The organism is Kitasatospora sp. NPDC048194, from assembly GCF_043202455.1.
In the GTDB taxonomy this organism is placed as follows: domain Bacteria; phylum Actinomycetota; class Actinomycetes; order Streptomycetales; family Streptomycetaceae; genus Kitasatospora.
Map to the genome: position 1 here is coordinate 23,074 of NZ_JBIDAK010000002.1, position 12,232 is coordinate 35,305.

Genomic DNA, 12,232 nt, shown 5'->3' on the forward strand with positions numbered 1-12,232 from the left:
TCGTTCGCCAACAAGCCGCCCACGCAGGGGTTTCACGGCCCTAGTGTTCGAACCATGCCACCGAAGAGCCGCATACCTTCCCCGGACCCGGGCGACACCTGGGTGCCGCGCCCGAGGCGCCGTGAGACCCCCCTCGGAATGCTGCGCCACGCGGCGGGCTACCTCGGCTCCTGCGTGCTCGGCGGCGTACTGCTGGCGGGCCTGCTGCTCCCCGCGGCCGGCGCCGTCGGACTGGCCGCCAAGAGCGGCGCCGAGAGCTTCCAGAACATCCCCGACGACTTCAAGGCCCCGCCGCTGACCCAGGCCACCCAGATCTTCGACGCCAAGGGCGGCCTGATCGCCAAGGTCTACGAACGGGACCGCACGATCCTGACCGCCGACCAGATGTCCCCGCTGATCCGCCAGGCCCAGGTGGACATCGAGGACGCCCGCTTCTACGAGCACGGCGCGGTGGACCTCAAGGGCGTCCTGCGGGCCGTCACCAAGAACGCCGAGAGCGGCGCCACCGTCCAGGGCGCCTCCACCCTGACCCAGCAGTACGTGAAGAACGTCAACGTCGAGATGGCCGGGGACGACCCGGTCGCGGTGCGCGAGGCCCAGCGCAAGACGCTCGGCCGCAAGATCCAGGAACTCCGCTACGCCATCAAGCTGGAGGAGGACCTGACCAAGGACCAGATCCTCACCAACTACCTGAACATCACCTTCTACGGCCACCAGGCGTACGGCATCGAGGCCGCCTCCCAGCGCTACTTCAGCAAGTCCGCCAGGGAACTCACCCTGCCCGAGGCGGCGATGCTCGCCGGGCTGGTGCAGAACCCGTCCCAGTACGACCCGAAGCTGCACCCGGTCGCCGCCCGGAAGCGCCGGGACACCGTCATCGACAAGATGGTGGAGAACAAGCACATCACCGCCGACCAGGCCGCGCAGGCCAAGGCGGCCCCGCTCGGCCTCGACTACAAGGAGCCGCAGAACGGCTGCATCACCGCCCGCGCCGGCATGGGCTTCTTCTGCGACTACGTGCGGCACGTCGTCAAGCAGGACCCGGTGTACGGCAAGAGCGCCGCCGAGCGCAAGAAGCTCTGGGACACCGGCGGTCTGAACATCTACACCACCCTGGACCCGGACAAGCAGGCCGCCGCGCAGAACGCCGTCTCCACCAAGGTGTACGTCTCCGACCCGGTCTCGGCGGCCATGACCATGGTCGAGCCCGGCACCGGCAAGATCCTGGCGATGGCCCAGACCCGCCCGTACGGCCTGGCGAAGGAGCAGAACCAGACCGTCGTCAACCTCAACGTGGACGCCGCGATGGGTGGCGGCATCGGCTTCCAGCCCGGCTCCAACTTCAAGCCGATCGTGGCCGCCGCCGCCCTCGAGGCCGGTCTGCCGCCCACCCAGCGGTACGACTCGCCGAACCGGATGGACTGGCCGACGATGAGGACCTGCGACGGCACCTGGAAGAACCTGAACAAGGGCACCAAGGACGGCACCATCCCCAACGAGAGCGCCCGCGAGGTCGGCCCGTACGAGCTCAAGGAGGCGATGGCCCTCTCGGTCAACACCTACTTCGTGCAGATGGAGCAGGAGATCGGGCTCTGCGCCGTCAAGCAGATGGCGAACAAGCTGGGCGTGACCGGCAAGGCGAGCGGCGACCCGCTCCAGGAGGTGCCCGCCCTCGGCCTCGGCACCCAGGAGGTCAGCCCGCTGACCATGGCCAACGTGTACGCGACCTTCGCCGCCCGGGGCAGCCACTGCGCACCGCTGGCGATCAACCGGATCACCACCGTGGACGGCAAGGACGTCCCGGTGAGCCCGGTCCGCTGCGACCAGGTGATGTCCCAGGACACCGCCGACGTGATCAACACGGTGCTGCTCGGGGTGACCGAGAAGGGCGGCACCGCGCGCGACCTCCGGCTGGACGACGACCGCCAGATCGCGGGCAAGACCGGCACCACCGACGAGAAGAAGTCGGCCTGGTTCACCGGCTACACCGGCAACCTGGCCGCCTCGGTCTGGCTGGGCAGCCCGGGCACCAAGGTGCCGATGCGCAACATCCGGATCGGCGGCCAGTACCAGCCGGAGGTCTTCGGCGCGACGGGCCCCGGGCCGATCTGGCAGCGCGCGATGAGCGACGCCGTGAGGTCCATGCCGGAGCAGGAGTTCACCACGGTCCACATCCCGGACCCGATCAGGCGCGACCTCGGCTGCGGCGCCTCCGGCGGCAGCCCGGGCCAGGCCACCTGCGCCGGCGGCACCAACCCCGGCTCCACGAACCCGGGCTCCGCCGGTACGGCGCCGGTCCGGCCGCGTGGCACCAGCGCCCCGGCCACCGGCCCTTCGGGCGGCAACTCCTCGGGCACGAACCCACCGGGCGCCAACCCGTAGGGCACCGCCAGGTGGGGGACCGCCCGTAGCGCGCCGGCCCTTCGGGCGGTAACCCGTCGGGCACGGACCCGGGGTGGGCGCTCCACCCAGGGCCGCGGGGCGGCGGCCGGCCAACGGGCCTCCACCGGCTACCGGGCCTCGACCGGCTACCGGGCCTCGACCGGCTCGCCGCTGTCCTGGTCGACGTTGAACACCCGCCGGTAGGAGTCGGTCACCACCGTCACCTGCGACCGCCCGGTCCAGCTCGCCTCCACCAGCCGGGCGTCGTCCGGCCCGCCGCCGACGTCCGTGAGCAGCCAGCGCCGGGCCGACCAGCCCTCGCCGCTCTCCAGCAGCACCTGCCAGTGGTCCCCGGCCTCCGGCCCGGAGCCGTACGAGCGGTGCACCACCACCAGGACCCGCTCCGCCCCCGCCGGCGCCGCCTCCCGGCTGCGGGTCTCGGCCGCCGACACCTTGTGCACGGCCAGCGCGCCGAGCACGAACACCACCCCGGCGGTCACCGTCACCGTCCGGGTGGCCGTCCGGACGGCGGTGCGACGGTCGCCCAGCCAGGCGGCGGCGATCAGCGCGCCCAGTGCCCCGCCGAGAAGCGGTTCCGGCTGGTTGAGCAGGTCGGCGACCAGCATCAGCCCGCCCGAGCGGCTCTCCCACTGCCCCCAGGTGTACAGCAGGACGGCCAGCGCCCCGCAGGCCGCCAGCACCCGGACCAGGACGCGCCTGGCCCGCCGTGTCCGCCGACCCGCCCCGTCGTCCGGGCGGCAGCCCATCCCGTTGCCCACGCGGCCGTTCATCGTCCCCCCGGTCATGTCGTCACAGCTCCGCGAGGAGCTTCCGGCCCTCCGGCCAATCACCCAGCCCGGAGTCCGCGTTGAGGTGCCCGTAGGCGCCCGCCTCGACGTGCCGGGCGCCCCACGCGCGGGCGAACTCCCGGGCCCGCTCCGGGCTCACCCACGGGTCGTCGGCGGAGGAGACCACCACGGTCGGGAACGGCAGGGGATCCAGCGCCACCGGGCGGAAGCCGAACAGCTCCGGCACCTCGGCCGTGTCGATGTCGGCCGGGGCCACCAGCAGGGCACCCCGCACGGCGGCCGTCCGCCCGGCCGGGGCCCCGGCCACCCAGCGGGCCACCGTGACGCACCCCAGGCTGTGCGCGACCAGCACCACCGGCCCCTCGGCGGCGGCCCCGGCCACCGCCGCGTCCACCCGGGCCACCCAGTCCGTCAGCTCCGGGTGGTCCCAGTCCGCCTGCTCGACCCGGCGGAAGGCCTCCGGCTCGGCGGCCTCCCAGCGGGACTGCCAGTGGCCGGGGCCGGAATTCTGGTAGCCGGGCAGGATCAGGTAGGTGGTGCGGTCCGGCATGGGCTCCTCCGGCAGGCGAACGGCAACGGGCAGCAGGAGTCTAGGACCCGGGCGCCCCGCCGCCGCAGCCGGGCGCTGCCGCCCGGTCGGCGAGGGCCCGGGACCGGCCGGTCCCCGGGGGCGTTACCCCGACCCGCCTCGGGGTAGCGCCCCCGGGGCCGACCGGGGTCGCCTCCTCCGCCAGGGCGACGACGGCCCGCCGCCGGCCTGCCATGGTGTCCGGAGCCATGGAAGCGGCCGGACGCACCGCCCCGGGCCGCCCGTACCGGGGAGGACGGCATGACCGCCACCGACCGCACCGCCCGGCACCGCCGACCGGCCCTGCTCGCCGTCCTGGTGACCGCCGTGGCCGCCGTCCTGCTCGCCTTGCTCGCCCCGGCCGCCGTCGCCGCGCCCGCGGGCCGCTCGCCGGCCTCCGGCTGCCACGGCGCCGTCCACCTCACCGCCGCCGACCGCGGCGACCGGACCGACTCCGCAGCCGGCCGCGCCGACTGGGCCGCCGCCGACGCGGCCCTCGCCGGCCTCACCGGCCCCGGCCACGGCTACGGCACCTCCGCCCTCGCCGCCGTCCGCGAGGACGGCCGGCTGCTGTGGCGCGACGCCACCGGTGTCGCCGACCTCGCCACCGGACTGCCCGCCGACCCGGAAGGCCGCTTCCGGATCGGCGGCGCCACCGAGGCCTTCGTCGCCACCACCCTGCTCCAACTGGTCGGCGAGCGGCGGCTGGACCTGGACGACCGGCTCGAGTGCCTGCTGCCCGGCGTCGTCCCGAACAGCACCCGGATCACCGTCCGGCAACTGCTCGACCACACCAGCGGCGTCGCCGACTACCGCAAGGACCCGGCCTTCGACCCCTCCGGCCAGGACTGGCTGACGATCCGCCGCTTCGAGCCGTACTCCCTCCAGGACCTCGTCGACATCGCCGACAGGTACCCGCCCGCCTTCCCGCCGGGCCAGGATCAGCGGGACTCCGCCACCGACGACGTCCTGACCGGGATGGTCATCGAGAAGCTCACCGGCCGCAGTTGGCAGGATGAGGTCACCCGCCGGATCATCCGCCCGCTCCACCTCACCGGCACCTCGATGCCCGGCGACTCGCCCTTCGTCCCCGGCTCACACGCCCACGGCTACCTCAGGACGGACGCCGGCCCGGTGGACGTCACCCTGCTCGACCCGTCGGAGGCCGGCCCCTCCGGCGGCGGCATCTCCACCACCGCCGACCTCACCACCTTCATCGGAGCCCTGCTCGACGGCCGCCTGCTGCACCCGGCCCAACTCGCCGAGATGCAGCGGACCACCCGCCTCGGCGACGGCCCGGACCGCGGCCTCGGCCTGCTGCGCGTGGACACCCCGTGCGGCACCTCCTGGGGCGCCGCGGGCGGTGTCCCCGGTTACCGCACCCTGGTGCTCGGCTCGGCGGACGGCAGGCGGCAGTTCGCCACCGCCGTCACCGCGTACGACGTCACGGACGCGGCCGCGCACGCGACCGACGCGGCCTGGGACCGGCTGACCACCGCCGCCCTGTGCGGCGCCGGTGCCCCGGCGATCACCCCCGGGTCGCCGTCCGGTCCCGGCCACCCCCTACGCTGACGGCCGAGCACGGCCGACGTCAGCAGAAAGAGGACGAGACATGGCGGAGCCGATGATCGCCGCAGTCGGGGGCCGGGTGCCCGTCGTCGACCCGGGAGCCTTCGTCGCGCCCAACGCCGTGGTGGTCGGGGACGTGACGGTGGGGCCCGGCGCGAGCGTCTGGTACGGCGCGGTGCTGCGCGGGGACGCCGAGTCGATCACCGTCGGCGCGGGCAGCAACATCCAGGACAACTGCACCCTGCACGCGGACCCCGGCTTCCCGCTGGTGCTCGGCGAGCGGATCTCGGTGGGCCACAACGCCGTCCTGCACGGCTGCACCGTCGAGGACGACACCCTGGTCGGCATGAACGCCACCGTCCTCAACGGCGCCCGGATCGGCACCGGCTCGCTGGTCGCCGCCGGCGCCGTGGTGCCGCAGGGCATGACCGTCCCGCCCGGCTCACTGGTCGCGGGCGTCCCGGCGAAGGTCCGGCGGGAGCTCACCGAGGACGAGAAGGCGGGCATCAAGCTCAACGGCGAGGGCTACCTGCTGCTGGCCGACGCCCACCGGGAGATCTAGCCGGTCCGGAGCCCGGTCGGCGCCGTTCGGCGATGGCGTGCTCGCCACCCCGGAGCCGAAACGGCGGGAACTCACCCGGCAGAGGGCCTGGATGGTCGGTCCTCCGGGAGACGGAACGGCGAGGGCCCGCACCACGCGGTGCGGGCCGTCGCCCACACGCACGGGCTCGCGCGAACCGGATGAACCAGCAGGTCGGACGACACCTCGAGCGGCCCCTGCCCGGTGTTCCGCACGAGCTTCAGTGCATCGGCGCCGTGACCAGCGCGGCCGCGGCTGGCTCCACCGCGGCTGTCGGTTCTGCCGCCGCCGGCTCCACCGCCACCGGTGCCGGTCGGCGGCGGTCGGCCGCCCAGGCGAGTGCCGCGATCAGCGCGCCGGAGGCGGCCAGGCCCGAGCCGACCAGGGTGGGTGAGGTCCAGCCGAAGCCCGCGTCCAGGGCCAGGCCGCCGAAGTACGCGCCCTGGGCGTTGGCCAGGTTGAAGGCGCCCTGCACCGTCGCCGACGCCAGCGTGGGCGCGCGGCGCGCCTTCTGCATCACCAGGGTCTGCACCGCCGGCACGGTCGCGAAGCCGAACAGCCCGATCAGCACCACCGTCAGCGCCGCCGACCAGCGGGCGTGCGCGGTCACCGCGAACAGCGCGAGCGCGGCCGCGAGCAGCACGAAGGCGGCGCAGACGGTCGGCCGAAGCGCCCGGTCGGCGGCGAACCCGCCGAGCACGTTGCCGATGGTCATGCCCGCCCCGAAGAGCGCCAGCACCAGGGTGACCGAGCCGGTGGCGAAACCGGAGACCTCGGTGAGCAGCGGCGCGATGTAGCTGTAGCAGGCGAACATGCCGCCGCAGCCGAACACCACGGTGGCCAGCGCCAGCCAGAGCTGGCCGCTGCGGAAGGCCCGCAGCTCGTGCCGGAGCCCGGCCTGCTCGGCGGAGGGCAGGGCCGGCACCAGCCGTGCGATGGCGAGCGTGCCGCCGGCGGCGACGACCACGACCACCAGCATGGTCGCCCGCCAGCCCAGGTGCTGGCCGAGCAGGGTGGCGGCCGGGACGCCGACGATGTTGGCGACGGTCAGCCCGAAGAACATCACCGCCACCGCCCGGGCCCGCCGGTCCGGCGCCACCAGTTCGGCGGCGGCCACCGCCCCGGCCCCGAAGAAGGCCCCGTGCGGCAGCCCGGTGATCAGCCGGGCGGCGGCCAGCGTCCAGAAGTCCGGTGCCACCGCGCACAGCAGGTTGCCGGTGGCGAACAGCGCGGCCAGCGCGACCAGCACCGCCTTGCGCGGCCGCCCGGCGGCCAGTGCGGTGAGCAGCGGCGCGCCGACCACCACGCCCAGCGCGTAGGCCGAGATCAGCCAGCCGGCCTGCGGGACGGACACGTGCAGGCTGTCGGCGACCTGGGGCAGCAGCCCCATGGCGGCGAATTCGGTGGTGCCGATGGCGAACGCGGTGACGGCCAGCGCGACCAGCGCGAGGGGCAAGGGGGACTCCGGTGTGGTGCCCGCGCCTGGTGCGGACGCGTGGCGGGCTATTGGTTCGTCCGGCATCCTAATCCGGCCGGATGACGCTCCCGTGAGGCGGACGTGACGGGAGGAGGTCGCCGAAGGGGCGCCCGCGCGCGAGACTGGGGGCATGTGCCGCAACATCAAGACGCTGCGACCGCCCGTGACGCCCGACGCCGACGAGGACGACTACCGCGCGGCCGCGCTGCAGTACGTCCGCAAGGTGTCCGGCTTCCGCGCCCCGGCGGCGCACAACCGCGAGGCCTTCGACCGGGCCGTGGACGCGGTGGCCGAGGCCACCTCCCGGCTGCTCGCCGAGCTGGAGGTCCGGGGCTCGCACGCCCGGGCCTCCGGGGCCACCGCCTGACGCGGGCGGGGCCGCCGACAAGGATCGCGGGCGGGGCCGCCGACAAGGATCGCGGGCGGGGCCGCCGACAAGGATCAGGAGCCGGTGATGAAGACCGTCGACCGTTACGCCCTCACCTTTCCCGGGACCCCGGGCACCCACGCCCCGCAGGACGTGGTCGAGGTCAGCCGGACCGACGCCAAGGGCCCGGGGGGCCATCCCGTCTACCAGGACGCCACCGGGATCGTCCGCGCCGAGATCAGCGACGCGGGCGAGGTCCGGATGCTCGCCAGCGGCGGCCACCAGACCCCGCACCTGCCGGTCAGTGCCGAGCCGCTGCCGTGAGGCGGGCCCGGTTGCCGTGCGGCCGGGCCGCGGCCGTGCGCCCGGCCTTTCCCGGTCCTGCGGGCGGCACCCCGTTCGTGGGGCACAATCGGGCCATGACCACAGGGAGTTGGCAGGGAGTCGTCGTCGCCGAGAGCGATGACACCGTCGTCGTCGAGGGCAACCACTACTTTCCGGTCGAATCGGTCCGGGCCGAGTTCCTCCGGCCCTCCGGGACGACCACGGTGTGCGGCTGGAAGGGCACCGCCGGCTACTACACCTTGGAGGTGGCCGGACGGACCAACCCGGACGCGGCCTGGTTCTACGCCGACCCGAAGCCGGAGGCCGAGCACGTGCGCGGCCGGGTGGCGTTCTGGCGCGGGGTGGAGATCGCCGAGTAGGGCGCGGCGCCGGACGGAACGAAGGGGCGTACCGCCGGACGCAACGAGTGGGGCGTACCGCCGGACGGAAGGGGTAACCGCAGACGCATGGGACTCTTCCGCAGACAAGGCCGCGCGGAGCGGCCGGAACGTCCGCAGCCCGGGCCCTCGGAACCCGGGCTCTCCACGCACGAGCCCGCCCGTGCCGGCGGGCCCGCGGTCGACCCCGGCCCGGCCGCCCCAGGGAGCGGGCCGCAGACGGCGGCCGCGCCCGACCTGGCCGACGAGCTCGCCGAGCTGGTCGAGGGCGCCGAGCGGCCGACCGGCGCCTGGCGGGTCGCCGATTACCACGCCGAGCGCGGCCGCGGCCGGGCGCTGGTGGCGACCGGGGCACGGCGGCTCGTCGACGGCGGGCGGGCCGCCACCCGGGGAGCGTCGCTCGGTGGCAAGGCCCTGACCGAGCGGTTGGTGCGGGCGGCGCCGCGGATCCCGGTCCGCGACCTCGCCACCCTCCGCGCCCAGCACCCGGGCGCAGCCGACCCGGAGCAGCTGGCGGACCTGCTGGTCGCCGGCGCCACCCGGGCCTCGGGCGCACTGGGCGCGGGCGTCGGCGCGATGGCGATGCTGCCGGTGCCGCCCGCGATGCCGGTGGAGATCGCGGCCGAGGTGCTCGCCGTGGCGGCCGTGGAGATCAAGCTGCTCGCCGAGCTGCACCAGGTCTACGGCATGCCGGCGCAGGGGAGCACCGCCCAGCGGGGCGGGGCCTACCTGGCCGCCTGGGCGAACCGCCGGGGGATCGACTCGACCCTGCTGATCCGCCCGGCGGGCTTCGCGGCCCTCGCACTCGGCTCGGAGGTGCGCCGCAAGGTGCGCCGCCGGCTCACCCGCAGCTGGATCCGCCGGATGCCGTCGGTGGCCCCGCTGATGCTCGGCGCGGGCATCGGCGCGACGGTCAACCGCCGTGACACCCGGCGGCTGGCCGAGCAGGTCCGCGCCGATCTGCGCTCGCGGACGCCGGCCGACCGCGGCTACTGGGCCGCGGCCGGGCCGACGGTCGGAGGCCGGGTCGTCCGGTAGGAGAGGGGCGGACCGCAGCCGGCCGTGGGGCGGCGTCGGACGCCCTCCGCGGTCGGACGCCTTTTTGCAGTCACAGTCGGGCGCCGGGCTTTCTGCGGTCGGAGGCCGGAGGTCTGCGGTTGGACGTCCCCCTGCGGACGTCGCCCTGCGGGCGTCCCTCTGTGGACGGCCCGCAGCGGGACGTCCGCAGGGGGCGTCCCGGCTGCGGCCTAACCGGCGGGCGAGGTCGGCGCCTTCGCCCCGCGCCCGGCCTTGACGCCGTTGACCATGGCCTGGTGTATCGCCCGCGCGGTGATCTCGTCCGCCGCGGGCACCGGACTGCCCGAGACGGTGTACCAGTCGAGCGCGCCGGTGTACTGGACGGTCAGCCGCGCCTCGCCGTCCACCCAGGTGGTGTGGACGGTGAGGTCCCCGGAGATCGGGCCGACCTCGGCGGTGGCCACCCCGCCGGGGCCGCTGATGATCGACTGGGTGGTCCAGGTCGCCCACGTGGTGCGCGGATCGACGGGCGGCCGGGCCTGCCGGCTCGTTTGATCGTGTTCGGTCATGCGCCTATCCTCCCCCGCCGGTGGACCGCCGCCCGGGCAGCGACACCTGCGGTCGCAGTGACCGCCCGGTCCCGCCGGGCGGTCGAATCGGTGTGGCGGACGGGTCAGCCGGCGATGCCGGGCTCCTCCAGCATGGAGTCGCCCTCCGCCGGGGAGGTGTCCTGGGCGTGCAGGTTCTGCATCGAGGTGATGCCCTCCTCGGGATCGGCGGCGCGGACGTCCTCCTCGCGATCGGTGCTCACCTGGGAGCGTTGGCTCATGTCGCTCATCGGGGGCTCCGTCTCCTCGGCCGGTCCGGGCGCGCCTGCACGCGGGCGCGGCAGGCCGGATCTGTCTTCGCCCTTCAAGCCTGCCCCCGGCCCGGCGCCAGGGCCAGCCGAGTGACCCGCCGGCCGCCCGGGTGACCCGTCGGGCCTTCCGGAAACGGCCGGATTCCGCCGATCCCGCGGGCCTCCCGGCCCCTGAGGCCCGTGCGGCCGCCGCACGGGCCTCAGCGAAGGGCGGTCACCTCGCCACCGGTCACCACGCCACCGGTCACCCTGCCACCGGTCACCACGCCACGGGGAGCGAGCGCATCCCGTAGATGAAGGAGTCCGTACGGAACTCCCGTTCCTCCTCCGCGACGGCCAGCCGCAGCCCGGGCAGCCGTCGGAACAGGGTCTCCAGCGCGATCCGGAGTTCGGCCCTGGCCAGCGGCTGTCCCAGGCACTGGTGCACGCCGAAGCCGAAGGCGAGGTGCCGGCGGGCGTCCCGCTCCAGGTCCAGCTCGTCCACCGGCCGGGCGCCGCCGCCGAACACCGCCTCGTCCCGGTTGGCGGTGGAGAGCATCGCTATCACGCCCTCCCCGGCCCGGATGGTCCGGCCGCCGAGCACCACGTCCTCCAGCGCCACCCGGGGCACCCCGGTGTGCACGATGGTCAGCAGGCGCAGCAGCTCCTCCACCGCGCCGGGCAGCGCGGCCGGGTCGGCCAGCCTGGCGATCTGCTCGGGCTGCTCCAGCAGCAGGGCGGTGGAGAGCGAGATCATGTTCGCGGTGGTCTCGTGCCCCGCGACCAGCAGCAGCACCCCGGTGCTGGCGACGTCGTCCACGGTCAGGTCGTCCCGTGCGGCGAGCCGGCTGAGGATGTCGTCCTCCGGGTGCTCCCGCTTGCGGGCGGCCAGGCCGCGCAGGTAGTCCAGGATCTCGCGCTGCGCGGCGGTGAGCTGCTCGATGCTGCTCCGGTTGTCCAGCAGGGTCCGGCTCAGGCCCTGGAAGCGGTCGCGGTCCTCGTAGGGCACGCCGAGCAGCAGGCAGATCACCAGCGAGGGCACCGGCAGCGCGAAGTCGGCGACGAGGTCGGCCTCCGTCCGGCCGGCGGTCATCGCGTCCAGCGTCTCGTCCACGATCCGCTGGATGGCCGGGCGCAGCGCCTCGATCCGCTTGACCAGGAAGTCTCCGGTGACCATCCGGCGCAGCCGGGCGTGCTCGGGGTCGTCGAGCCGCAGGAAGCTCGGGTTGGCGGTGATCAGCTCCCGGCGGCCGGCCACGAGCAGCGGGAAGGACGGGTGGCGCACGTCGGCGCTGAACCGGCGGTCCGACAGGACGGTGCGGACCTCGGCGTACCCGGTGGCCAGCCAGCAGGACTGGCCGTCGGGCAGGTCGGCGCGGGTGACCGGGCCGGCCGCGGCGGCCGCGGTGTACGCGGGCGGCGGGGCGAACGGGCAGCCGCTGGAGTGCGGGGCCGGGAGGCGGACGGCCTCGGTGGCGGGCGTGCTGGTCAAGGCGGGGTCTCCTCGCGTCGCGGTGTCCTCGGGTGGGGGGCTTCGACTCGGTGACGGTCCGTCAAGCTAGCTGACAGCGCGGGTTCGTGGTGCGGTGGGCCTCAGGCGGACGCCGGCCCGGATTCGTCCTCGACGACGGTGATCGCACCGCCGGGGCAGAGCTCGGAGGCCAGCCTGACGTCGGCGGCCTGGTCGGGCCGGACAGTGGTCCGACGCAGCCTCACCAGGCTGTCCTGGTCGTCCTGGTCGAAGACGTCGGGGACGTTCATGACGCACATCCCGGAGCTGCAGCAGCGGTCCCGGTCGACGCTCACCCGCATGTCGGGCACCTCTCGCCAGTACGCCGCCGGCTGCCCGGCGGCCGCCTCTCGTTGTCATTGCCAACCTAACCGCCGCTGATCCGCCCGCGGA

The 12,232-nt window shown here is 74.8% G+C and carries 14 protein-coding genes; 7 read left to right on the forward strand and 7 right to left on the reverse strand.

Going from position 1 to position 12,232, the window contains the following annotated elements; genetic code table 11:
* Positions 1 to 54: 54 nt before the first annotated feature.
* Positions 55 to 2,382 (forward strand): transglycosylase domain-containing protein, encoded by a 2,328-nt coding sequence (locus ACGF07_RS02635; RefSeq protein WP_392894729.1) that lies wholly within the window; start codon positions 55 to 57, stop codon positions 2,380 to 2,382.
* Between the two features lie 146 nt (positions 2,383 to 2,528).
* Here ACGF07_RS02635 and ACGF07_RS02640 read toward each other — a convergent pair whose 3' ends face one another.
* Together ACGF07_RS02640 and ACGF07_RS02645 are read right to left on the reverse strand one after the other, a co-directional pair.
* On the reverse strand, positions 2,529 to 3,188 hold the full coding sequence (locus ACGF07_RS02640) for a hypothetical protein (protein ID WP_392894731.1): 660 nt from the start codon (positions 3,186 to 3,188) through the stop codon (positions 2,529 to 2,531).
* Between the two features lie 4 nt (positions 3,189 to 3,192).
* Positions 3,193 to 3,741 (reverse strand): RBBP9/YdeN family alpha/beta hydrolase, encoded by a 549-nt coding sequence (locus tag ACGF07_RS02645; protein WP_392894733.1) that lies wholly within the window; start codon positions 3,739 to 3,741, stop codon positions 3,193 to 3,195.
* 279 nt (positions 3,742 to 4,020) lie between these two features.
* On the opposite strand from ACGF07_RS02645, the gene ACGF07_RS02650 reads away from it, so the two are divergent.
* Positions 4,021 to 5,331, forward strand: coding sequence for a serine hydrolase domain-containing protein (locus ACGF07_RS02650; protein WP_392894735.1), 1,311 nt, complete (start codon positions 4,021 to 4,023; stop codon positions 5,329 to 5,331).
* A gap of 40 nt (positions 5,332 to 5,371) precedes the next feature.
* The gene (locus tag ACGF07_RS02655; protein WP_392894737.1) at positions 5,372 to 5,890 is read left to right on the forward strand and encodes a gamma carbonic anhydrase family protein; all 519 of its coding nucleotides are present in this window, start codon (positions 5,372 to 5,374) and stop codon (positions 5,888 to 5,890) included.
* Between the two features lie 238 nt (positions 5,891 to 6,128).
* On the opposite strand, the gene ACGF07_RS02660 is transcribed toward ACGF07_RS02655, so the two are convergent.
* On the reverse strand, positions 6,129 to 7,364 hold the full coding sequence (locus ACGF07_RS02660; RefSeq protein ID WP_392894739.1) for an MFS transporter: 1,236 nt from the start codon (positions 7,362 to 7,364) through the stop codon (positions 6,129 to 6,131).
* 151 nt (positions 7,365 to 7,515) lie between these two features.
* Here ACGF07_RS02660 and ACGF07_RS02665 point away from each other — a divergent pair, with 151 nt between their 5' ends.
* The 4 genes from ACGF07_RS02665 (at position 7,516) to ACGF07_RS02680 (ending at position 9,512) form a co-directional block, all read left to right on the forward strand.
* Entirely contained in the window at positions 7,516 to 7,752 is a 237-nt protein-coding gene (locus ACGF07_RS02665) for a DUF2277 domain-containing protein (protein WP_350744010.1), read from the forward strand.
* 87 nt (positions 7,753 to 7,839) lie between these two features.
* Complete coding sequence (locus ACGF07_RS02670) at positions 7,840 to 8,076, forward strand: DUF6296 family protein (protein ID WP_350744009.1); 237 nt, start codon at positions 7,840 to 7,842, stop codon at positions 8,074 to 8,076.
* A gap of 95 nt (positions 8,077 to 8,171) precedes the next feature.
* Entirely contained in the window at positions 8,172 to 8,456 is a 285-nt protein-coding gene (locus tag ACGF07_RS02675; protein WP_392894740.1) for a DUF427 domain-containing protein, read from the forward strand.
* 87 nt (positions 8,457 to 8,543) lie between these two features.
* Entirely contained in the window at positions 8,544 to 9,512 is a 969-nt protein-coding gene (locus tag ACGF07_RS02680; RefSeq protein WP_392894742.1) for a hypothetical protein, read from the forward strand.
* A gap of 209 nt (positions 9,513 to 9,721) precedes the next feature.
* Here ACGF07_RS02680 and ACGF07_RS02685 read toward each other — a convergent pair whose 3' ends face one another.
* The 4 genes from ACGF07_RS02685 to ACGF07_RS02700 form a co-directional block, all read right to left on the reverse strand.
* A complete protein-coding gene (locus ACGF07_RS02685; protein WP_350744006.1) occupies positions 9,722 to 10,060 on the reverse strand; it encodes a hypothetical protein in 339 nt (112 codons plus the stop codon).
* A gap of 104 nt (positions 10,061 to 10,164) precedes the next feature.
* On the reverse strand, positions 10,165 to 10,329 hold the full coding sequence (locus ACGF07_RS02690; protein WP_350744005.1) for a hypothetical protein: 165 nt from the start codon (positions 10,327 to 10,329) through the stop codon (positions 10,165 to 10,167).
* Positions 10,330 to 10,609: 280 nt separating this feature from the next.
* Positions 10,610 to 11,821, reverse strand: coding sequence for a cytochrome P450 (locus ACGF07_RS02695; RefSeq protein WP_392894745.1), 1,212 nt, complete (start codon positions 11,819 to 11,821; stop codon positions 10,610 to 10,612).
* A gap of 101 nt (positions 11,822 to 11,922) precedes the next feature.
* On the reverse strand, positions 11,923 to 12,141 hold the full coding sequence (locus tag ACGF07_RS02700) for a ferredoxin (RefSeq protein ID WP_392894746.1): 219 nt from the start codon (positions 12,139 to 12,141) through the stop codon (positions 11,923 to 11,925).
* Between the last annotated feature and the right edge of the window lie 91 nt (positions 12,142 to 12,232).